Source organism: Micromonospora sp. U21 (assembly GCF_018070045.1).
Taxonomy (GTDB): Bacteria; Actinomycetota; Actinomycetes; order Mycobacteriales; family Micromonosporaceae; genus Micromonospora.
Genome location: NZ_JAGPYK010000048.1, coordinates 1 through 21678, shown reverse-complemented (window position 1 = coordinate 21678; position 21678 = coordinate 1). Strand labels below are relative to the sequence as shown.

Below are 21678 nucleotides of genomic sequence, written 5' to 3'. Positions count from 1 at the left end.
GGATGGACGACGTGACGCAAGCGGAGCGAGGAGGCGGCGTGAACCCGCTGCGCGACCCGCAGGACCGCCGGTTGCCCCGGATCCCCGAGCCGTGCGCTCTGGTGATCTTCGGGGTGACCGGCGACCTGGCCCGCAAGAAGCTGCTCCCCGCGGTCTACGACCTGGCCAACCGCGGGCTGCTCCCGCCGGGTTTCGTCGTGCTCGGCTTCGCCCGCCGCGACTGGGGTGACGGCGACTTCGAGACGCTGGCCTGCGAGGCGGCGCGCAAGCACGCGCGTACCCCGTGGCGGGACGAGGTCTGGGCGCGGCTGGCCGGGAACATCAAGTTCGTCGGCGGGTCGTTCGACGACGACGCCGCCTTCGACCAGCTCGCCACGACGCTGGACGAGCTGCGGCAGAGCCACGGCATCACCGGCAACGCGGCTTTCTACTTCTCCATCCCCCCGGCCGCGTTCCCCGTCGTGCTCAAGCAGCTGGCCCGCACCGGAATGGCCGACAATGAGAAGTCCGGCGGCTGGCGCCGGGTGGTGGTGGAGAAGCCGTTCGGCAACGACCTGCCCTCGGCGAAGGCGCTCAACGACCTGGTCGACGACGTCTTCACCCGCCAGGACGTCTTCCGGATCGACCACTACCTGGGCAAGGAGACGGTCCAGAACATCCTCGCCCTGCGGTTCGCCAACAACCTGTTCGAGCCGCTGTGGAACTCCAAGTACGTCGACTCGGTGCAGATCACCATGGCCGAGGACGTCGGCATCGGCAGCCGCGCGGGCTTCTACGACACCGTCGGCACCGCCCGCGACGTGCTTCAGAACCACCTGCTCCAGCTCCTGGCCCTGGTGGCGATGGAGGAGCCGACCAGCTTCGACGCCGACGAGATCCGGACCGAGAAGCTGAAGGTGCTCAAGGCGATCACCCTGCCCAAGGACGTGGCCCGGGACACCGTACGCGGCCAGTACCTGCCGGGGTGGGTCGGCGGCGAGCGCGCGGTCGGCTACCTGGAGGAGCAGGGCGTACCCGCCGACTCCACCACCGAGACGTACGTTGCGGTGCGGCTGGGCATCCAGAACCGCCGCTGGGCCGAGGTGCCGTTCTACATCCGGGCCGGCAAGCGGCTGCCCCGGCGGGTCACCGAGGTCGCCATCATGTTCAAGAAGGCGCCGCACCTGCCGTTCAACGACGCCGACATGGAGTCGCTGGGCAACAACCAGCTGGTCATCCGCGTGCAGCCGGACGAGGGCGTGGTGCTCAAGTTCGGCTCGAAGGTGCCGGGCACCACCATGGAGGTCCGCGACATCGCGATGGACTTCCAGTACGGCGAGGCGTTCACCGAGTCCAGCCCGGAGGCGTACGAGCGGCTGGTGCTGGACGTGCTGATCGGCGACCGCACGCTCTTCCCCGACGCGGCGGAGGTCGAGCAGAGCTGGCAGGTGATCGACCCGCTGGAGCATGCCTGGGAGGGCACCACGCCGGAGCCTTACCGCGCCGGCGAGTGGGGGCCGCGGGCAGCCGACGAGATGCTGGCCCGCGAGGGCCGCGCGTGGCGGCGCGCGTGAGCGAGCGAACCAGCGAGCGCAGCGAGCAGACCAGGAGGCTCCAGTGATCGGGCTGTGGGACACCACCGGCAACGAGGTGGTCAAGGCGCTCGCCGCCGAGCGGCGCAGCGCCGGCGGGGTGGCCAGCGGCATGGCGCTCACCCTCATCGTGGTGGTGGACGAGAAGCGGGTCCGGGAGGCGGAGGCGGCCGCGACGATCGCGGCGGCCGCCCACCCGTGCCGGCTGCTGGTGGTGGTCCGCTCCGAGATCGAGCGGGACCGCAACCGGCTGGACGCGGAGATCGTGGTCGGTGGCCGGCTCGGCCCGTGCGAGGCGGTGGTCACCCGGATGTACGGGCGGCTGGCCCTGCACGCCGAGTCGGTCGTGATGCCGCTGCTGGTCCCGGACGTCCCGGTGGTCACCTGGTGGCACGGCGAGCCGCCGGCCGAGATCGCCACCGACTTCCTCGGCGTGGTCGCCGACCGCCGGATCACCGACACGGCGCAGGCCGCCGACCCGGTGGAGGCGCTGCGGCAGCGGGCCCGGGACTACGCCCCGGGCGACACCGACCTGGCGTGGACCCGGATCACCCCGTGGCGGACCCTCGTCGCTGGGGCGTTCGACACCACCGAGGCGCGGGTCACCGAGGCGACCATCGTCGCGCCGCCCAGCGACCCGACGGCGGCGCTGATGGCCGGTTGGCTGGCCAGCCGGCTCGGCATCACCCCACGCCGGGTGGACACCAACGAGTTCCCCCGGATGCGTGAGGTGGAGTTGACCTGCGCCAACGGCGACCACCTGTCGCTGAGCCGCGAGGACAGCATGGCGGTGTTCCGGCGGACCGGCCAGGACGACCGGACCCTTCCGCTGGTGCGTCGGCCCCTCGGTGACGAACTGGCCGAGGAGCTGCGCCGGCTGGACGCCGACCAGGTGTACGCGGAGGCGTTGGGCGCGACCGCCGGGCTGCGCGGCCTGGAGCAGCGCCCGCCGCAGCGGGTGCACGTCTGGAAGGATCCGGCCACCGCTCAGCGCGCCGAGGCCGGGGTCACCGCGCACGCTGGCACGAGCGGCGAGCGCTGAGCCCGCCTGCGTTCGGCACCACTTCGGGGCAGGACCGGGCGATCCCGGTCCTGCCCGAGACCTCCGGGGCACCCCGCCCCGCCACATCCGGGCACCGGCCCGGGCACGTGACAGCGACCGTTCCGCGGTCGGGAAACGAAGGCACAACCGATGAGTGAGGCGACTGTCGCCGTCCACGCCGACGCCGACCTGCTGGCGCAGGCCGTGGCGGCCCGGCTGCTGGTGAAGCTGCTCGACGCCCAGGCCGACCGGGGCGAGGCCTCGGTGGTGCTCACCGGTGGGCGGATCGCCGCGGCCGTGTACCGGGCGGTGGCACAACTGCCGGCCCGCGACGCGGTGGACTGGTCCCGGGTGGACGTGTGGTGGGGCGACGAGCGGTTCCTGCCCGCCGGCGACCCGGAGCGCAACGAGACCCAGGCCCGAGCCGCGCTGCTGGACGTGGTGCCGCTGAACCCGGACCGGGTGCATCCGATGCCCGCCTCCGACGGCCCGGCCGGCAACGATCCCGAGGCGGCTGCCGCCGCGTACGCCGAGGAGCTGGCGCGCGCGGCCCGCCCCGGGCACGCCGCGCTGCCGCACTTCGACGTGCTGATGCTGGGCGTCGGGGAGGACGGGCACGTCGCCTCGGTGTTCCCCGAGCATCCGGTGCACTACGAGAGCCGACCGTGCAGCGCGGTGCGGGGCAGCCCCAAGCCGCCGGCGGTGCGGACCACCCTCACCCTGCCGGCGATCAACACCGCCGAGGAGGTCTGGCTGGTGGCGGGCGGCGCGGACAAGGCGCGGGCCGTCGGCATGGCGCTGGCCGGGGCCGGGCCGGTGCAGTTGCCGGCCGCGGGGGTGCACGGCGTGGACCGTACCCGCTGGCTGCTGGACCGGGCGGCGGCAGCCGACGTACCGGCCCGGCTGCGCAGCCTGCGCTGAGCTACGCAGAGCTACGCGCGCTGAAAGGAAGGGCCCCTTATTGACGCCTGGCGTTAATGAGGGGCCCTTCCTTTCATTCGCCCCGGCGGCGGCGCAGCGCGGCGAGCGCCTCGGCGAGCAGCGCCTCCCCCTCCTCGGCGGTACGCCGCTCCTTCACGTACGCCAGGTGGCTCTTGTACGGCTCGGCGCGGGCCCGCCCGGGCGGGTTCTGCGCGTCCTGCCCGGCCGGCAGGCCACAGCGGGGACAGTCCCACAGCGGCGGCGCCACAGCGTCCGCGGCGATCCGGATGCTGGTCCGGTGATCGTTGCGGCACCAGTAGGTGACGTCCTGTCGGGGGGCGGGAGGGTGTCGCTCGTCCGGACGGACGGGTGCGGACCCGATCCGGGCGCCGCGGATGACGTTGCCACTCGGCACGGCTGCTCGCTCCTGTCGTCGGAGGGACCCGCCGTCTTCAGGGGTGGGCGGCGGGCGACGCGGTGCAGCGGAGAAAAGCCTGCGCGCGGCCCGTCTGGTGACGGACCGCGCGCAGATTGTACGACCTTACGGGCCTGCTCAGGCGCCGCTGTTCATCTGGAGGCGGAGCCAGAGCCCCAGCCCGACGATGGCGGCGAACCAGACGACACTCACCAGAACGGTGTAGCGGTCCAGATTCTTCTCCGCCACCGAGGAGCCGGCGAGGCTGGAGCTGACGCCACCGCCGAACATGCTCGACAGACCGCCGCCCTTGCCGCGGTGCAGCAGGATGAGCATGGTGAGCAGGACGCTCGTGATGATCAGCAACACGATCAACGTGTATGCGAACCAGATCGGCATGGCTGGGGTCAGTCCTCTCGTAGCGATCCTCGCCCGGTCTGATCGGGCACGGCGGCACCGACCGGCGGACGGGCGGGGTCAAGGATACCGAGCGATCAGCGGGCGATGTGCTCCGGGAACCGGCAGATCTGCGCGAATTCCTCCGCGTCCAGGCTGGCGCCCCCCACCAGGGCCCCGTCCACGTCCGGCCGGCCCATGATCGTGGCGATGTTGGACGCCTTGACCGAGCCGCCGTAGAGGATCCGGACCTGGTCGGCGGTGTCCTGGTCGAAGCGCTCCACCAGCCGCCGGCGGACCGCCCTGCAGACCTCCTGGGCATCGTCCGGCGTCGCGGTCTTGCCGGTGCCGATCGCCCAGACCGGCTCGTACGCGATGACCACCTGCCGCACCTGCTCGTGGGTGAGCCCGGCGAGGCCACCGTCGAGCTGGTCGGCGCAGTGCGCCACGTGGCTGCCCTGCTCCCGAACGTCCAGCCCCTCTCCCACGCAGAGGATCGGGGTCAGGCCGTGCGTCAGCGCCGCCTTCACCTTGGCGTTGACCAGCGCGTCGTCCTCGTGGTGGTAGGCCCGCCGCTCGGAGTGCCCGACCACCACGTACGAGCAGCCGAGCTTGGCCAGCATCTGGCCCGAGATGTCCCCGGTGTACGCCCCCGAGGCGTGCGGAGAGAGGTCCTGCGCGCCGTAACCGATCAGCAGCTTGTCCCCGTCCACCGCCGTCTGCACGGTGCGCAGGTCGGTGAAGGGCGGCAGGACGACCGTCTCGACGTCGGTGAGCTGCTTCTCGGTGAGGCTCGCGGCCAGCTTCTGCACCAGCAGGTTGGCCTCGAGGTGGTTGAGGTTCATCTTCCAGTTGCCGGCCATCAGTGGCCGGCGGGCGGTGCTCGCCATTCAGTTCTCCAGGGCCGCGATGCCGGGGAGGGTCTTGCCCTCGAGGTATTCCAGGGAGGCGCCACCGCCGGTGGAAATGTGCCCGAAGGACGATTCATCCAACCCGAGGGCACGGACGGCCGCCGCGGAGTCGCCGCCACCGACGACGCTGAACGCGTCGGCCTTGGTGATCGCCTCGGCGATCCCCCGGGTGCCGGCCGCGAACGCCGGCATCTCGAACACGCCCATCGGGCCGTTCCAGAAGACCGTCTTCGCCTGGGACAGCGCGGCCGCGAAGCCGGCCACCGTCTCCGGGCCGATGTCCAGACCGAGCCGGTGACTCGGAATGCCGTCGACGCGGACCGTGTCGTGCGCGGCGTCCGGCGCGAACGCGTCCGCGACCACCACGTCGACCGGGAGCATGATCTTGCCTCCGGACCGCTCCAGCAGGTTCCGGCAGGTCTCGACCATGTCCTTCTCCAGCAGCGAGGTGCCCACCTCCAGGCCCTGGGCCTTGAGGAAGGTGAAGCACATCCCGCCGCCGATGAGCAGCCGGTCGACCGTGGGCAGCAGGGCCTCGATCACCGCCAGCTTGTCGGACACCTTGGACCCGCCGAGCACCACCACGTACGGCCGCGCGGGGTCGCTCGTGAGCGTGGAGAGCACCTCGACCTCGCGCAGCACCAGCCGGCCGGCCACGTGCGGCAGCCGGGCCGGCACGTCGTACACGCTGGCGTGCTTGCGGTGCACGGCGCCGAACGCGTCGTCGACGTAGGCGTCGCCGAACGCGGCGAGCTGGTCGGCGAAGGCGCCCCGCTCGGCGTCGTCCTTGCTGGTCTCACCGGCGTTGAAGCGCAGGTTCTCCAGCAGGGCGACCTGGCCGTCGGCCAGGCCTGCGACGGTGGAGCGGGCAGAGTCGCCGACCGTGTCGGTGGCGAAGTGCACCGGCGCGCCGAGCAGCTCACCGAGCCGCCCGGCGACCGGGCGGAGGCTGAACTGCGGGTCCGGCGTGCCCTTCGGGCGCCCCAGGTGCGAGCAGACGACCACCTTGGCACCGGCCTCGACCAGCGCACCCAGCGTCGGCAGCACCGCGCGGATCCGGCCGTCGTCCGCGATCCTCACTCCGTCCGGAGTGCCGCCTTGCGGCGCGGAGGCGGAGTTATGATCGTTGATGTCACCGGTCTGCTTGTCGAGCGGGACGTTCAGGTCAGCGCGCACCAGCACGCGCCGACCCGACACCCCCTCGGCGAGCAGATCGTCGAGGGTACGGATGCTCACAGCGACGAACCCACCAGCTTGACCATGTCGACCAGGCGGTTGGAGTAGCCCCACTCGTTGTCGTACCAGCCGACGACCTTGACCTGGTTGCCGACCACCTTGGTCAGCGGCGCGTCGAAGATGCACGACGCCGGGTCGGTGACGATGTCGGTGGAGACGATCGGGTCCTCGTTGTAGACCAGGATGCCCTTGAGCGGACCGTCCGCAGCGGCCTTCAGCGCGGCGTTGACCTCGTCCACGGTGGTCTCGCGACCCACGTTGACGGTGAGGTCGGTGACCGAGCCGGTCGGGATCGGCACCCGCAGGGCGTACCCGTCGAGCTTGCCCTTGAGCTCCGGCAGCACCAGGCCGATCGCCTTGGCGGCGCCGGTGGAGGTCGGGACGATGTTCAGCGCGGCGGCCCGGGCCCGGCGGAGGTCCTTGTGCGGGGCGTCCTGGAGGTTCTGGTCCTGGGTGTACGCGTGGATCGTGGTCATCAGACCGTGCTGGATGCCGAACGTGTCGTGCAGGACCTTCGCCATCGGGGCGAGACAGTTGGTGGTGCACGAAGCGTTGGAGATGATGGTGTGCTTCGCCGGGTCGTAGGTGTCGTGGTTGACGCCCATGACGACCGTGACGTCCTCGTTCTTCGCCGGGGCGGAGATGATGACCTTCTTGGCCCCGCCGTCGATGTGCGCCTTGGCCTTGGTGCCGTCGGTGAAGAAGCCGGTCGACTCGATGACGACGTCGGCGCCGACCTCACCCCACGGCAGCGACGCCGGGTCCTTCTCGGCGTACGCCTTGATGGTCCTGCCACCGACGGTGATCTCGTCGGCGGTGGCCTTGACCTCGTACGGCAGGCGACCCAGGATGCTGTCGTACTTGAGCAGGTGGGCGAGCGTGGCGTTGTCGGTCAGGTCGTTCACCGCCACGACCTCGATGTCGGCGTCAGACGCCAGCACTGCCCGGAAGAAGTTACGGCCGATCCGGCCGAAGCCGTTGATGCCAACCCGGATGGTCACAGGTCCCATCTCCTCGCGTTCTGGTCCGCCGGCTTCAGACAACGGGCCGGCGGAGTGGTGTGCGCCGACCGTTGGAGCCGGCCGTTGACGGTTCATCTCGGCACCCCGCCGCGGTCTGAGGACCTGACCGCCCGAGGCGGTGGGCACGACGAGGAGTGCCTGTGTCGGCCCCCTTGCCGTACGCAGCGACCCTATCCGAGCGTGCGCGGCCACGCTGCGCCGGGTCGTGTTCCCGGGCGCACCGTGCGGCCCCACCGTCTTATCAGACCACGAGCATGTCGGGCGTGACGGCTGCTTCGGTATCCGGGATGCCGAGGTCCCGGGCCCGCTTGTCGGCCAGCGCCAGCAGCCGGCGGATCCGACCGGCGATGGCGTCCTTGGTCAGCGGAGGCTCGGCCAGCGCGCCCAACTCCTCCAGCGACGCCTGCCGGTGCTCCAAGCGCAGCCGACCAGCGTCGGTCAGGTGGTTGGGCGCCTCGTCGGCGAGGATCTCCAGCGCCCGGGTCACCCGGGCGGCGGCGGCCACCGCGGCGCGCGCCGAGCGGCGCAGGTTGGCGTCGTCGAAGTTGGCCAGCCGGTTGGCGGTGGCCCGCACCTCGCGACGGACCCGGCGCTCCTCCCAGGCCAGCACGCTGGAGTGCGCGCCGATCCGGGTGAGCAGCGCGGCGATGGCGTCACCGTCCTTGACCACCACCCGGTCCACCCCGCGCACCTCGCGGTTCTTGGCGGTGATCCCGATCCGACGGGCCGCGCCGACCAGCGCCAGCGCCGACTCCGGCCCGGGGCAGGTGATCTCCAGGGCGCTGGACCGGCCGGGCTCGGTGAGCGAGCCGTGCGCCATGAACGCGCCGCGCCAGGCGGAGACCGCGCAACAGACGTTCGCAGCCACCACGTGCGGGGGCAGCCCGCGCACCGGCCGGCCGCGCACGTCCAGCAGGCCGGTCTGCCGCGCCAGGGCCTCGCCGTCCTTGACCACGCGGACGATGAAGTGGCTGCCCTTGCGCAGGCCGCCGGAGGCCAGCACGTGAATCTCGCTGGGGTACCCGTACACCTCAGCGATCTCCCGGCGCAGCCGGCGGGCGACCGCCCCGGTGTCCAGCTCCGCCTCCACCACCACGCGGCCGGAGACGATGTGCAGCCCCCCGGCGAAGCGCAGCAGCGCCGCCATCTCCGCCCGCCGACAGCAGGGCTTGGGCACGTCGACCCGACTCAGCTCGTCCTTGACCGCAGCCGTCATCGCCATTGTGCGTCCCCTCACGGACCGGTTCCGGCGTGTCGCCGGAGATTACGTACGTGTCTAACGATCGGCACCCAGGACAGGCACCAGCGCGGCGCCCAGGGCAGCCGGATCATGGCGGGGAGTGCCGTCGATGACGGCGACGGGGGCGAGGACCAGGCGGGCACCCAGCGATTCTGCCGCACGTTCGACCGGTTCGGGGTCACCCACCGCCTTGGCGTCAGCCAGCACAAGATCCACCTTGAGCTCGGGAAGGTACCAGTGCAGCGCCGCGAGGTGGTCGGCGACGGAGAGCCCGAGGGTCTCCTTCTCCGCGGCGAGGTTCAGGGTGACCAGTCGCCGGGCCGGGCTGGACACGATCGCGTCGGCCAGCTGCGGCACCAGCAGGTGCGGCAGCACGCTGGTGTACCAGCTGCCCGGCCCGAAGATCAGCCAGTCCGCCGCGCCGATCGCGGCCAGCGCCTCGGCGCAGGCCGCCGGCGCTGTCGGGCTGAGCCGCAGCGACTCGACCCACCCGGTGGTGACCGCCACCTGGTGCTGGCCGCGCACGGTGCGCACCTCGTCCGGGGCGGCCGGGTCGGCGCCGCGCACCCGCGCCTCGATGCCCACCGGTTCGCGGGACATGGGCAGCACCCGGCCGACCGTGCCGAGCATCGCGCCGGCGTGCTCCAGCGCGGCCACCGGGTCACCGAGCAGCTCCATCAGGCCGCAGAGCACCAGGTTCCCGACCGCGTGTCCGGCCAGCCCGTCGGCCCCCCGGCCGGCACCGTCGTCCGGGTCACCCGCCGCCGGGCCGGCACCACCATCCGGGTCACCCGCCGCCCGGGCCGCGGACCGCGGTGCGTCCGCCGGCGCGGCGGCGAAACGGTGCTGGAACAGCCCGGCGCTGCGCCGCGTGGCGGGATGGTCGCCGGCCAGCGCGACCAGCGCCTGCCGCAGGTCGCCGGGGGGCAGACCACCGCGCTCGGCGCGCAGGCGGCCGCTGGAGCCGCCGTCGTCGCCGACCGTGACCACCGCGGTGATGTCCAGATCCAGTTCGGGGGCGCAGTGGCGCAGCGCGCGCAGCGAGGCGGACAGGCCGTGCCCGCCGCCGAACGCCACCACCCGGCGGGCCGTCATTCGCGCCCCAGGTCGCGGTGCTGGGCGTTGGCCGCCAACCCGGACTGGCGCAACCGGCCGGCCAGTTCCTCGGCGATGGCCACGCTGCGGTGCTTGCCGCCGGTGCAGCCCACGGCGACCGTCAGGTACCGCTTGCCCTCCCGCTCGAAGCCGGCGGTGGTGGCGTTGACCAGGTCGGCGTACGAGGCGACGAAGGCGTCGGCGCCCTCCTGGCCCAGCACGTACGCGCTGACCGCCTCCTCCCGCCCGGTGTGCTCGCGCAGCTCGGGCACCCAGTACGGATTCGGCAGGAACCGGGCGTCCAGCACGAAGTCGGCGTCCGGCGGCAGGCCGTACTTGAAGCCGAACGACAGCACGGTGACCCGCAGCCGGCGGGCGTCCTCGCCGCCGAACAGCTCCTCGATGCGCCGCCGGAGCTGGTTGACGTTCAGGTGGCTGGTGTCGATGATCACGTCGGCCTGGTCGCGCGCCTCCTCGAGCAGCCCACGCTCCACGGCGATGCCGTCGGCCAACCGACCGTCGCCCTGCAACGGGTGCGAACGGCGGACGCTCTCGAACCGCCGGATCAGCACCTCGTCGTCGGCGTCGACGAAGACCACCCGGGGTGAGAAGCCGCGCTCCTTGAGCTCACGGATCGCCCCGGCCAGGTCCGTGGAGAAGGCCCGCGAGCGGACGTCCAGCACCATCGCGGTACGCCGGGCCGCGCCACCGGCCTTGAACGCCAGCTCGGCCATGTCGAGCATCAGCGCCTGCGGCAGGTTGTCCACCACGTAGTACCCGACGTTCTCCAACGCCCGGGCCACCGTGCTGCGGCCGCCGCCGGAAAGCCCGGTGACCACCACGAGCGTGGTCTCCGACTCGGCCGTCGGCTCCCCGTCGATGGCCGCCGGGACGTCGATCCGGTCGCTGGCTCTGCGCGCCTCGCTCACCCGTACCCCCAAGCCGTGGCGCCGCGGCCGTCCTCGGCCGCGATTGGTCAATCAGCGACTCTATCCCGCCGCCCGGCCGAGGTCCGGCACCCATCTCCTCGGGTGCGCCGGGCGTGCGCTGTCGGGGTGGGCTCGTAGACTCCGCGGATGGCTTCCCCCACCGACCTGCGTACCGAGGGCGCGCTGCCGGTGCTGCGCCGGGTGTTCGGCTACGACGCCTTCCGCGGCTTCCAGCAGGAGGTGATCGACCACGTGGTGGGCGGCGGCGACGCGCTGGTGCTGATGCCCACCGGCGGCGGCAAGTCGCTGTGCTACCAGATCCCGGCCCTGGTTCGCGAGGGCGTCGCGGTCGTCGTGTCCCCGCTGATCGCGCTCATGCAGGACCAGGTGGACGCGCTCACCGCGGTCGGCGTCCGGGCCGGCTTCCTCAACTCGACCCAGAGTCTCGACGCCCGGCGCCGGGTCGAGGCGGCCTTCCTCGCCGGCGAGCTGGATCTGCTCTATCTGGCCCCGGAGGCGCTCGGCGTCCGGTCCACCCTCGCCCTGCTCGACCGTGGTCGGATCGGGCTGTTCGCGATCGACGAGGCACACTGCGTGTCCCAGTGGGGGCACGACTTCCGGCCCGACTACCTGGCGCTGTCGATGCTGCACGAACGGTGGCCGGACGTGCCCCGGATCGCGCTGACCGCCACCGCGACCAGCGCCACCCGCACCGAGATCGCCAGCCGGCTCAAGCTCGGCGACGCACGGCACTTCGTGGCCAGCTTCGACCGGCCCAACATCCAGTACCGGATCGTGCCCAAGCGCGAGCCGCGCAAGCAGTTGCTGGCCCTGCTGCGCGACGAGCACCCCGGCGACGCCGGGATCGTCTACTGCCTGTCCCGCGCCTCCGTGGACAAGACGGCCGAGTTCCTCACCGCCAACGGGATCGCCGCGCTGCCGTACCACGCCGGCCTGGACGCGGTCACCCGCGCCGCCAACCAGCAGCGCTTCCTGCGCGAGGACGGCCTGGTCATGGTGGCCACCATCGCCTTCGGCATGGGCATCGACAAGCCCGACGTCCGGTTCGTCGCGCACCTCGACCTGCCCAAGTCGGTCGAGGGCTACTACCAGGAGACCGGCCGCGCCGGCCGGGACGGGCTGCCGTCCACGGCCTGGCTGGCGTACGGGCTCCAGGACGTGGTCCAGCAGCGCAAGATGATCGAGACGTCCGACGGCGACCTCGCGCACCGCCGCAACCTCGCCGCGCACTTGGACGCGATGCTCGCGCTCTGCGAGACGGTGCGCTGCCGGCGTGTTCAACTGCTCGAATACTTCGGCGAGCCGGCGACGGCGGCCTGCGGCAACTGCGACACCTGCCTCAACCCGCCGGAGTCCTGGGACGGCACGGTCGCCGCCCAGAAGTTGCTCTCCGCCGTCTTCCGCCTCGACCGCGAACGCAACCAGCGGTTCGGCGCCGGGCACTGCGTCGACATCCTGCTCGGCAAGCAGACCGACAAGATCAGCCAGTACGGCCACGACTCGCTCACCGTCTTCGGCATCGGCACCGAGCTGACCGAGGCCGAGTGGCGGGGAGTGGTCCGCCAGTTGCTCGCCGAGGGGCTGCTCGCCGTGGAGGGCGACTACGGCACGCTGGCGCTGACCGAGGCGAGCGCCGATGTGCTGGGGCGCCGCCGCACCGTGACGATGCGCCGTGAGCCGGAGAAGCCGGCGTCGAGCCGGTCGACGAAGCCGCGCGGCGCGGCCACCGTGGTCGCCGAGCTGGGCCCGGCCGCCACCGCGGTCTTCGAGCGACTGCGCGGCTGGCGGGCTGCCACCGCCAAGGAGCAGGGCGTCCCGGCGTACGTGATCTTCCACGACGCCACGCTGCGGCAGATCGCGAGCGACGCGCCCGGCTCGCTGGCCGACCTGTCCCGGGTCAGCGGGGTCGGGGAGAACAAGCTCGCCAAGTACGGCGAGCAGATCCTGGCGGTCCTCGCCGCCGACACCGCCTCGGCCTGACCGACCGGCGTGGTCGCACCGGCGAGAACGTGGGCATGACGAAAGGGCCGGGCCCCTGGTGGGGGTCCGGCCCTTGTCGTTGGTGCTGGTGCTGGTGCTGGTGTTTGGGGGTCAGCTGGTGGCGTAGCCGCGGGTGGCGATCCAGTCGGCGAGGTGCTCGGCGGTGACTTCGTAGGAGGCGGTGTTCGGATCGGCCGAGTCGGCGATCTTCACGATGTTGCCGTTGTCGCGGTAGCCCACGACGCTGATGTAGTGCCCGCCTTCGAAGGAGTGCACGGCGCCGTCGGTGTCGCTGGTGGTGCCGGCGATGTTCGCGACCACGGCCCGGCCGTCGTCGACGGTCTTGACGATGTCGCCGCGCAGCTTGTCGGTCTGCTTGCCGTCAGCGTTCGGGCTGGAGATCTCGACGCTGTGGTAGGCGTCCTTGCTGCCGGTTTCCTTGTTCAGCACGGGGGTGATGTCGTTGATCGAGTTGGTGCCGGCCTCGGTGGTGCCCATCTCCTTGGCCATGGCGTCCACGCTGATGTCCTTGCCCTGCACCGACAGGGCGTTACGGGCCGCGGCGGGACCGCAGTAGTAGAAGTTCGGCTGCGCCTCGTAACGCACACCCAGCTGACGCTCACCCGAGGGCTTACGGTCCGACTGGGTCTGGGTGGTCGGCTTGGCGTCCGACGCGGCGTACGCGGCGGTGACGGGGCCGGCGATGGCGCCACCGGTGAACGCGAGCCCAGCAGCGGTCAGAGCGGTCTTACGAATCAGATCGGTACGCATGATGGCGTGCTCCTCTGCATCAGGGGGTGCGCGCGACACACACAAGGGGGCGTGCGCCGCACAAAAAAGCTCTGGGGGGGTCTGCCCGGCGGCGCCAAGAGGGGCCCTGCTCGGGTGTCCGGGGGGGATGTAACCGTGGCGGGCCGGCGGGTGTTCCCGACGGCTGCCGCATCGGGCCGAGGGCCACGGTGATCTGCCAGGTATAACCACCCCGGGCGGCCCCCGATTCCACCCCCCGGGTGGCCCCGACCACAGGACCCCGACCCCGAAACCGGACACCACGCCCAGCCAGGGCCAACCACGAACCGGACATTCACGCCCCCGGGTCCTGAACCCACCGGGTCGAGGATCCGCGCGCCTTGCGGGAAAGTGCTGCCTCCCTACGCGACCAGGCCACACCTTCCCCGAGGTTGCACACATCTTGACCAGCACACCCGCGGCAACGGGGACAGCTCCCAGGCAGACAGCCCGGGACGAGCGAACCGGACCGGGCGCGCAGAAGGCCCGATCACCCAAACCCGCCGACCACGCGGACGGCGCGTGGCGCACGCGAACGACATGGGCGTCCGGATCAGGCAACGTCCGGCAGAGCCGGAACCGCATCTCAAGCAGACCGCGACAGTTGGCTGAAAGCCCTATACCTCAGAGTCATAACTATGACTCAGAGGTATAACGCTCTTAGGTGCGGCTGCCGCCCATGACCGGCCCACCGCGGATTCTCATCCGGGCGGCAGCCAGGGACAGCGAGGCGCGGCTGACCGAGCACGATAGGCAACGAACGGTCCGGCGGCGAACGGCCGGCGGGCTCACGAACTCGGCGTGGCCTCGGCGCCCTCGTCGGCCCTCGTGGTGCCCTTGTTGAGGGCGGCCAGGATCGACTCGGCGGTGCGCCGGCCCACCCCGGGCACCTCGGTGATCTCCTCGACGGTGGCGGCGGAGAGCCGCTTGAGTGAGCCGAAATGCCGCAGCAACGCCTTGCGCCGCACCTCGCCCAGGCCGGGCACATGGTCCAGCGCCGACTCGGTCATCCGCTTGGAGCGGCGCTGCCGGTGGAAGGTGATGGCGAACCGGTGCGCCTCGTCGCGAACCCGTTGCAGCAGGTAGAGCCCTTCCGAGGTGCGCGGCAGGATGACCGGGAACTCGTCGTCCGGGAGCCAGACCTCCTCCAGCCGCTTGGCCAGCCCGCACAGCGCGACATCGTCGATGCCGAGCTCGGCGAGGGCCTGGGCGGCCGCCGCGACCTGCGGCGCGCCGCCGTCGACGACCACCAGCTGCGGCGGGTACGCGAACTTGCGCGGCCGGCCGGTGGTCGGATCGACCAGGATGCCGACCTGCGGCTCGTCGGCTTCACCAAGGCCACCCGGGGCGGCCGGATCGTCGGCCGGCTCGACCCCGACCTCGCCCGTCTCCGCCCGCGCGTCAAGGTAGCGGGCGAAGCGGCGGCGCAGCACCTCGGACATCGCGGAGAGGTCGTCCGTCGCGCCCCGAACGATGAACCGCCGGTACTCGCTCTTGCGGGGCAGCCCGTCCTCGAAGACCACCATGCTGGCCACCACGTCGGTGCCCTGGATCTGCGAGATGTCGAAGCACTCGATGCGCAGTGGCGAGGTGCGCATGCCCAGCGCCTCGCTGATCTCGTCCAGCGCCTTGCCCCGGGTGGTCAGGTCACCGGACCGCTTGAGCTTGTGCCGGGCCAGCGCGTCCTTGGCGTTGCGCTCCACCGTCTCCATCAGCGAACGCTTGTCGCCCCGCTGCGGCACCCGCAGCGACACGCGGCTGCCCCGGTGGGTGGAGAGCCACTCGGCCAGCGCGTCGGCGTCCGCGGGCAGCTCCGGCACCAGCAGCTCGCGGGGCACGTCGGCCTCACCGTGCTCGCCGCCGTACACCTGGGTGCAGAAGTGGTGCACCAGGTCGCCGGTGGTCAGCTCCTCGGTCTTCTCCACCACCCAACCGCGCTGGCCGCGGACCCGGCCGTCGCGGACGTGGAAGACCTGCACGGCCGCCTCGAGCGGGTCGTCGGCGAACGCGACCACGTCGGCGTCGGTGCCGTCGCCCAACACCACGGTCTGCTTCTCCATCGCCCGGCGCAGCGCGGCCACGTCGTCGCGCAGCCGGGCGGCCCGCTCGAACTCCAGCTGCTCGCTCGCCTCGGTCATCTCGCGTTCGATCTTGCGGACCATGGTGTCGGTGCGCCCGGCCATGAAGTCGCAGAAGCCGTCGACGATGGCCCGGTGCTCGTCGGCGGAGACGCTGCCGACGCAGGGCGCCGAACACTTGCCGATGTAGCCGAGGAGGCAGGGCCGGCCGACCTGGCCGGCCCGCTTGAACACCCCGGCGGAGCACGTGCGGGCCGGGAACACCCGCAGCAGCAGGTCGAGGGTCTCCCGGATCGCCCAGGCGTGCGAGTACGGCCCGAAGTAGCGCACGCCCTTGCGTTTCGCGCCGCGCATCACCTGGAGTCGCGGGTACTCCTCGTCGAGGGTGACGGCCAGGTAGGGGTACGACTTGTCGTCGCGGTAGCGGACGTTGAACCGGGGGTCATACTGCTTGATCTCGGTGAACTCCTGCTGGAGTGCCTCGACCTCGCTGCCGACGGTGATCCAGTCCACCGACTCGGCCGTGGTGACCATCTGCCGGGTGCGCTCGTGCAGATTCCAGATGTCGCCGAAGTAGGAGTTGAGCCGGCTGCGTAGGTTCCTCGCCTTGCCGACGTAGATCACCCGACCGGTGCCGTCTCGGAAGCGGTAGACCCCCGGGGACTCCGGGATGGTGCCGGGTGCGGGACGGTAGGTCGAGGGGTCAGCCACGCCAGCAAGCCTAGCCCGCGGCACCGACAGGCCACCGGAAGCGCTAGATCGACTCGGCCTTCAGGAGATCGGGGCGTCGACGGGGGCCGGGCACACCGACTTCCCGGAAGACGAGTCGATCCAGCGCCGGTGTCCCGGCCTGGGCGCGGGCTGTCAGGCCAGCGAAATCTGGTCGCCGGTGACCTTGATGTCCTTCGCCGGCAGCGGCTTGGTGGCCGGACCGGCCTTCACCGAGCCGTCCTCGATCGAGAACTTGCTGCCGTGGCAGGTGCAGTTGATGGTGCCGCCGTCGACGTTCGTGACCGGGCAGTTCTGGTGCGTGCAGATCGGGCTGAAGCCCTTGAACTGACCGGCGGTGGGCTGAGTGATGACCACACCCTCGGCGGCGAGGACCTTGCCGCCGCCGACCGGGATGCCGGCGGTGGTGGCCAACGACTGGGCGCCCTGCCGGTCGCCGCCGCCAGCGTCACCGGTGCTGGGCACCGCCGGGCCGCCGCTGGTGGGGGCGGTGCCGTCGCCACTGCCGGCGTCGTCACTGCCACAGGCGGCCAGTACGACGGCCGCGCCGACCGCCCCGACGCCGGTGAGCAGAGCCCGACGGGTCTGCGTACCCGGACCGGTCAGCGCCTGATCGTCACTCATGCCTCGCCTCTCTCTCGGCCACTGCGCCGGTCAAGAGCCGGCCACACCTCTCCACACGGGCAACTGTGCCGGATGGTTCACGGTGGCACCCGTCCGACCCAGGAAATGGGACGGGGCGGGCCGGACCGCGTTTCGCGCACCGCAGTCAGCGCGCGAAACGGGCCGGACCCGCCCCACAGGTAGCGGGGTCAGCGCGCGCCGGCCGCCGCCACCTTGCGGCTCACCCGCGTCTTGGTGACCCCGTTGGCCTTGGCGGCCCGGGTGGTGGCGGCCGCCGCGCCCTTGGCCTCGCCATCGAGCTTGAGCACCTGGCGCAGGAACTGGCCGGTGTGGCTCTCGGGCACCTCGGCGACCTCTTCGGGAGTGCCGGTGGCGAGCACCATGCCGCCCCGGTGGCCGCCCTCCGGGCCCATGTCGATCAGCCAGTCGGCCGTCTTGATCACGTCGAGGTTGTGCTCGATGGTGATCACCGTGTTGCCCTTGTCGACCAGCCCCTCCAGCACCATCAGCAGCTTGCGGATGTCCTCGAAGTGCAGGCCGGTGGTCGGCTCGTCGAGCACGTAGACCGTCCGCCCCGTGGAGCGCTTCTGCAGCTCGGAGGCGAGCTTGACCCGCTGGGCCTCACCACCGGAGAGGGTTGGCGCGGGCTGGCCGAGGCGGACGTAGCCGAGACCGACGTCGACCAGCGTCTTGAGGTGACGGTGGATGGCCGGGATGGCCGAGAAGAACTCGGCGGCCTCCTCGATCGGCATCTCCAGCACGTCCGAGACGGTCTTGCCCTTGTAGTGCACCTCGAGGGTCTCCCGGTTGTACCGGGCGCCCTTGCAGACCTCGCACGGGACGTACACGTCGGGCAGGAAGTTCATCTCGATCTTGATCGTGCCGTCACCGGAGCACGCCTCGCAGCGCCCGCCCTTGACGTTGAACGAGAACCTGCCCGGACCGTACCCGCGCACCTTGGCTTCGGTGGTCTCGGCGAAGAGCTTGCGGACGTGGTCCCAGACCCCGGTGTAGGTGGCCGGGTTGGAGCGCGGCGTCCGGCCGATCGGCGACTGGTCCACGCCGACGACCTTGTCCACGTGCTCCAGGCCGCCGACCCGGGTGTGCCGGCCGGGCACCAGCCGGGCACCGTTGATCTGATTGGCCAGCACCGCGTACAGGATGTCGTTGACCAGCGTCGACTTGCCCGAGCCGCTGACCCCGGTTACCGCGATCAGCTGGCCCAGCGGGAAGGAGACGGTCAGGTTGCGCAGGTTGTGCTCGCGCGCCCCGTGCACCACCAGCTCCCGGTCCTTGGTCTGCGGGCGGCGCTTCTGCGGCGTCGGGATCGACCGGCGCCCGGACAGGTACGCCCCGGTGACCGACTCCGGGTTCTCCAGCAGCGCCGGCACCGAGCCGCTGTGCACGATCTTGCCGCCGTGCTCACCGGCGCCGGGCCCGATGTCGACGATCCAGTCGGCGGTGCGGATGGTGTCCTCGTCGTGCTCCACCACGATCAGCGTGTTGCCCAGGCCCCGCAGCCGGATCAGGGTCTCGATCAGCCGGTGGTTGTCGCGCTGGTGCAGACCGATCGACGGCTCGTCGAGCACATACAGCACGCCCACCAGCCCGGAGCCGATCTGGGTGGCCAGCCGGATGCGCTGCGCCTCGCCGCCGGAGAGGGTGCCGGCCGGCCGGTCCAGGGAGAGGTAGTCCAGGCCGACGTCGAGCAGGAAGCGCAGCCGGGCGTTGATCTCCTTGAGCACCCGCTCGGCGATCATCTTCTGCCGGTCGGTGAGCTCGATGCCCGCCAGCAGGTCGGCGCACTCCCCCACGGACAGGTTGCAGACCTCGGCGATGCTCTTGCCGGCCAGCGTGACCGCGAGCACCTCGGGCTTGAGCCGGGCACCGCCGCACGCCGCGCACGGCACGTCGCGCATGTAGCCCTCGTACTTGTCGCGGGACCACTCGGACTCGGTGTCGGAGTGCCGGCGCTCGATCCACTGCACCACACCCTCGAAGCCGGTGTAGTAGGAGCGCTCGCGGCCGTACTTGTTGCGGTAGCGCACGTGCACCTGGTCGTCGGAGCCGTGCAGGATCGTCTTCTGCGCCCGCGCCGGCAGCGCCCGCCACGGGGTGTCGACGTCGAAGTGCTGGGCCTCGCCGAGCGCCTCCAGCAGGCGCAGGAAGTATTCCAGGTTGTGGCCGGTGGACCAGGGCTGGATGGCGCCCTCGCGCAGGGAGCGCTCCGGGTCGGGCACCAGCAGCTCCGGGTCGACCTCCTTCTTGGTGCCCAGGCCGGTGCACTCCGGGCAGGCGCCGTACGGCGCGTTGAAGGAGAAGACCCGGGGCTCAAGGTCCTCGATGGCGAGCGGGTGGTCGTTGGGGCAGGCCAGGTGCTCCGAGTAGCGACGCTCCCGGTCCGGGTCGTCCTCGGGCAGGTCGACGAAGTCGAGCAGCACCAGGCCGCTGGAGAGGCCCAGGGCGGCCTCGACCGAGTCGGTCAGCCGCTGCTTGGCGCTCGGCTTGACGGTGAGCCGGTCGATCACCACCTCGATGGTGTGCTTCTCCTGCTTCTTGAGCTTGGGCGGCTCGGTCAGCGGGTGTACCACTCCGTCGACCCGGGCCCGGGCGTAGCCCTTGGCCTGCAGCTCGGCGAAGAGGTCGACATATTCGCCCTTGCGGCCGCGGATGACCGGGGCGAGCACCATGAACTTGGTGCCCTCGGCCATGGCGAGGACCCGGTCGACGATCTGCTGCGGGCTCTGCCGGGAGATCCGCTCGCCGCAGACCGGGCAGTGCGGCTCACCGATGCGGGCGTAGAGCAGGCGCAGGTAGTCGTAGACCTCGGTGATGGTGCCGACGGTCGAACGCGGGTTGCGCGAGGTCGACTTCTGGTCGATCGAGACGGCCGGGCTCAGGCCCTCGATGAAGTCGACGTCGGGCTTGTCCATCTGGCCGAGGAACTGCCGCGCGTACGACGAGAGCGACTCGACGTAGCGCCGCTGCCCCTCGGCGAAGATCGTGTCGAAGGCCAGGCTCGACTTGCCCGACCCGGACAGCCCGGTGAACACGATGAGTGCGTCCCGGGGCAGGTCGAGACTGACGTCACGCAGATTGTGCTCGCGCGCGCCACGGATGATCAGTCGGTCGGCCACGGTGCGTGTACTCCCGGGAGAAGACGAAGCGAAGGATGTGTCCAGCTCTGGGGTGATCTGAGCGGTCGTGCGGGCGCGGAAAACACGCCTCGGCAACTCTAGCCCCGAGGTATGACAGTTTCCCCCGCCCGCACATTCCCCCGCTCAGCCCGGTCGGCCGGGCCGGTCACCAGCCCCGGTCAGTAGCCTCCTGGCGTCGGTGGCCGGGTCGCCCGGCGCCGGGCGGAACGCCACCCGCCACGTCGCTCCGCGGCCAGCCGCGCCTCGCGCCGCCTGCTCTCCTGGGCCACCTCCCCCTGCAGCCGCCGCCAGCTCTCCCAGCGGCGGGTGGAGAGCTCCCCGGTACGCAGCGCGTCGCGCACCGCGCAGGCGGGCTCGCCGTCGTGCCCGCAGTCGGCGTACCGGCAGCCCTCGGCCAACCCGGCGATGTCGGCGAACGCACGGTCGAGCCCGACCACGCCGTCCAGCAGGCCGACCGCCCGCACGCCGGGCGTGTCGATCACCGCGCCGCCGCCGGGGATCGGCACCAGTGCCCGCCAGGTGGTGGTGTGCCGGCCCTTGCCGTCGACCCGCCGGATCGCCTGGGTCGGCATCATCACCGCGCCGGCCAGCGCGTTGACCAGGCTCGACTTGCCGGCGCCGGACGGCCCGAGCAGGCCGAGCGTGCGTCCGGGCGCCACCTCGGCGCGCAGCGGTTCCAGGCCGAGGCCACGCTCGGCGCTGACCGGCAGCACCGGCACACCGGGGGCGACCGCGGCCAGCTGGCGGGCCAGCGCGTCCGGGTCGGCCGCGAGGTCGGCCTTGGTCAGCACGACCAGCGGCCGGGCCCCGGACTCGTGGGCCAGGGAGAGCAGCCGCTCGATCCGGCCGACGTCCGGCTCCGGGTGCACCGGCTCCACCACGGCGGCCGCGTCGAGGTTGGCGGCCAGCACCTGGCCGCTGGCGTCCTTTCCCGCGGTACGGCGGATCAGCGCGGCCCGTCGGGGCAGCACCGCCTCCACGGTGGTGCGGCGATCCGGCCAGTGCGCGAGCAGCACCCAGTCGCCCGCGCAGGGCAGCGCGGAGGGGTCCCGCACGGCGACGGTCAGCACCGCCCCACCCAGGCTGGCCCGGACCGGGCCGGCCGCGGTGAGCACCGTGCAGACCCCCCGGTCCACCCGGGCCACCCGGCCCGGGTGGTGGTCGCCTCGCCGCGCGGCGTACGCCGCCCGCTCGGCGTCCCAGCCGAGGGCGGTCAGATCGATCGTCATGGCTTCCTCATCGGTGTCGAAGCTGGTGATGGCGGAACACACGTGCCACGTCCGGCATGATCACCACCTCCGTCCGACGTCCCGGTGCCGCGTATGCCGCTGACGGTAGGGCGCGCGCCGACGCGCCGAAAGCGATTTCCCCGGCGACGCCGCGGCGGCGGACCGCTAGACGAGTTGTTCCGAATTCCGGTCAGTGGTCGTAGGCGATCAGTGATCGGGTGACGGGTGCGCTGGTCTTGTTGTTGTGCCAGATCGCGGCGGTCATGGCCAGGAGGCGTTGAGCCACGCGTAC

Annotated in this window: 17 protein-coding genes; 4 read left to right on the top strand and 13 right to left on the bottom strand. The window is 71.8% G+C overall.

Annotated features, from left to right (window positions below; all coding sequences use genetic code 11):
* Positions 1–2: 2 nt before the first annotated feature.
* The 3 genes from zwf to pgl all read left to right on the top strand — a co-directional run bounded on the left by zwf (position 3) and on the right by pgl (position 3534).
* A complete protein-coding gene (gene zwf, locus KBX63_RS32865; RefSeq protein WP_210918139.1) occupies positions 3–1553 on the top strand; it encodes a glucose-6-phosphate dehydrogenase in 1551 nt (516 codons plus the stop codon).
* 43 nt (positions 1554–1596) lie between these two features.
* A complete protein-coding gene (locus KBX63_RS32860; RefSeq protein WP_210918120.1) occupies positions 1597–2613 on the top strand; it encodes a glucose-6-phosphate dehydrogenase assembly protein OpcA in 1017 nt (338 codons plus the stop codon).
* A gap of 150 nt (positions 2614–2763) precedes the next feature.
* The gene (gene pgl / locus KBX63_RS32855; protein ID WP_210918118.1) at positions 2764–3534 is read left to right on the top strand and encodes a 6-phosphogluconolactonase; all 771 of its coding nucleotides are present in this window, start codon (positions 2764–2766) and stop codon (positions 3532–3534) included.
* 73 nt (positions 3535–3607) lie between these two features.
* Here pgl and KBX63_RS32850 read toward each other — a convergent pair whose 3' ends face one another.
* The 8 genes from KBX63_RS32850 to rapZ all read right to left on the bottom strand — a co-directional run bounded on the left by KBX63_RS32850 (position 3608) and on the right by rapZ (position 10730).
* Positions 3608–3949: an RNA polymerase-binding protein RbpA gene (locus tag KBX63_RS32850; protein ID WP_210918114.1), complete on the bottom strand. Its 342-nt coding sequence runs from the start codon at positions 3947–3949 to the stop codon at positions 3608–3610.
* A 138-nt stretch (positions 3950–4087) separates the two neighbouring features.
* Positions 4088–4348: a preprotein translocase subunit SecG gene (secG, locus tag KBX63_RS32845; RefSeq protein WP_210918112.1), complete on the bottom strand. Its 261-nt coding sequence runs from the start codon at positions 4346–4348 to the stop codon at positions 4088–4090.
* Between the two features lie 95 nt (positions 4349–4443).
* Positions 4444–5235: a triose-phosphate isomerase gene (gene tpiA / locus KBX63_RS32840; RefSeq protein ID WP_210918110.1), complete on the bottom strand. Its 792-nt coding sequence runs from the start codon at positions 5233–5235 to the stop codon at positions 4444–4446.
* The gene (gene pgk / locus KBX63_RS32835; RefSeq protein WP_210918108.1) at positions 5236–6492 is read right to left on the bottom strand and encodes a phosphoglycerate kinase; all 1257 of its coding nucleotides are present in this window, start codon (positions 6490–6492) and stop codon (positions 5236–5238) included.
* On the bottom strand, positions 6489–7493 hold the full coding sequence (gap, locus tag KBX63_RS32830) for a type I glyceraldehyde-3-phosphate dehydrogenase (RefSeq protein WP_210918105.1): 1005 nt from the start codon (positions 7491–7493) through the stop codon (positions 6489–6491). Before gap ends, pgk begins: the two co-directional genes overlap by 4 nt.
* Before the next feature lie 262 nt (positions 7494–7755).
* Positions 7756–8736 carry a DNA-binding protein WhiA gene (whiA, locus tag KBX63_RS32825; RefSeq protein ID WP_074312802.1) on the bottom strand — a complete coding sequence of 327 codons (981 nt, stop codon included), beginning with the start codon at positions 8734–8736 and terminating at the stop codon, positions 7756–7758.
* Between the two features lie 54 nt (positions 8737–8790).
* Entirely contained in the window at positions 8791–9849 is a 1059-nt protein-coding gene (locus KBX63_RS32820) for a 2-phospho-L-lactate transferase CofD family protein (protein WP_210918102.1), read from the bottom strand.
* Positions 9846–10730 carry an RNase adapter RapZ gene (gene rapZ / locus KBX63_RS32815; protein ID WP_121653051.1) on the bottom strand — a complete coding sequence of 295 codons (885 nt, stop codon included), beginning with the start codon at positions 10728–10730 and terminating at the stop codon, positions 9846–9848. The genes KBX63_RS32820 and rapZ overlap by 4 nt, the downstream gene beginning before the upstream one ends.
* Positions 10731–10925: 195 nt before the next feature.
* On the opposite strand from rapZ, the gene recQ reads away from it, so the two are divergent.
* Positions 10926–12779 (top strand): DNA helicase RecQ, encoded by a 1854-nt coding sequence (recQ, locus tag KBX63_RS32810; protein WP_210918099.1) that lies wholly within the window; start codon positions 10926–10928, stop codon positions 12777–12779.
* Between the two features lie 111 nt (positions 12780–12890).
* Here the strand turns inward: recQ and KBX63_RS32805 are convergent, their stop codons facing one another.
* The 5 genes from KBX63_RS32805 to rsgA all read right to left on the bottom strand — a co-directional run bounded on the left by KBX63_RS32805 (position 12891) and on the right by rsgA (position 21386).
* Positions 12891–13550 (bottom strand): C39 family peptidase, encoded by a 660-nt coding sequence (locus tag KBX63_RS32805; protein WP_210918097.1) that lies wholly within the window; start codon positions 13548–13550, stop codon positions 12891–12893.
* Between the two features lie 806 nt (positions 13551–14356).
* The gene (gene uvrC, locus KBX63_RS32800; RefSeq protein WP_210918093.1) at positions 14357–16357 is read right to left on the bottom strand and encodes an excinuclease ABC subunit UvrC; all 2001 of its coding nucleotides are present in this window, start codon (positions 16355–16357) and stop codon (positions 14357–14359) included.
* A gap of 153 nt (positions 16358–16510) precedes the next feature.
* Complete coding sequence (locus KBX63_RS32795; RefSeq protein WP_210918091.1) at positions 16511–16999, bottom strand: Rieske (2Fe-2S) protein; 489 nt, start codon at positions 16997–16999, stop codon at positions 16511–16513.
* A gap of 188 nt (positions 17000–17187) precedes the next feature.
* The gene (uvrA, locus tag KBX63_RS32790; RefSeq protein ID WP_210918089.1) at positions 17188–20136 is read right to left on the bottom strand and encodes an excinuclease ABC subunit UvrA; all 2949 of its coding nucleotides are present in this window, start codon (positions 20134–20136) and stop codon (positions 17188–17190) included.
* Between the two features lie 179 nt (positions 20137–20315).
* A complete protein-coding gene (gene rsgA, locus KBX63_RS32785; protein ID WP_210918086.1) occupies positions 20316–21386 on the bottom strand; it encodes a ribosome small subunit-dependent GTPase A in 1071 nt (356 codons plus the stop codon).
* Positions 21387–21678 lie beyond the last annotated feature (292 nt).

What these genes read in the sequence shown, in the direction of transcription:
- zwf (WP_210918139.1), top strand. Translation starts at nt 3, where the DNA reads ATGGACGACGTGACGCAAGCGGAGCGAGGAGGCGGCGTGAACCCGCTG.
- pgl (WP_210918118.1), top strand. Translation starts at nt 2,764, where the DNA reads ATGAGTGAGGCGACTGTCGCCGTCCACGCCGACGCCGACCTGCTGGCG.
- secG (WP_210918112.1), bottom strand. Translation starts at nt 4,348, where the DNA reads ATGCCGATCTGGTTCGCATACACGTTGATCGTGTTGCTGATCATCACG.
- tpiA (WP_210918110.1), bottom strand. Translation starts at nt 5,235, where the DNA reads ATGGCGAGCACCGCCCGCCGGCCACTGATGGCCGGCAACTGGAAGATG.
- whiA (WP_074312802.1), bottom strand. Translation starts at nt 8,736, where the DNA reads ATGGCGATGACGGCTGCGGTCAAGGACGAGCTGAGTCGGGTCGACGTG.
- KBX63_RS32820 (WP_210918102.1), bottom strand. Translation starts at nt 9,849, where the DNA reads ATGACGGCCCGCCGGGTGGTGGCGTTCGGCGGCGGGCACGGCCTGTCC.
- recQ (WP_210918099.1), top strand. Translation starts at nt 10,926, where the DNA reads ATGGCTTCCCCCACCGACCTGCGTACCGAGGGCGCGCTGCCGGTGCTG.
- KBX63_RS32805 (WP_210918097.1), bottom strand. Translation starts at nt 13,550, where the DNA reads ATGCGTACCGATCTGATTCGTAAGACCGCTCTGACCGCTGCTGGGCTC.
- KBX63_RS32795 (WP_210918091.1), bottom strand. Translation starts at nt 16,999, where the DNA reads ATGAGTGACGATCAGGCGCTGACCGGTCCGGGTACGCAGACCCGTCGG.
- rsgA (WP_210918086.1), bottom strand. Translation starts at nt 21,386, where the DNA reads ATGACGATCGATCTGACCGCCCTCGGCTGGGACGCCGAGCGGGCGGCG.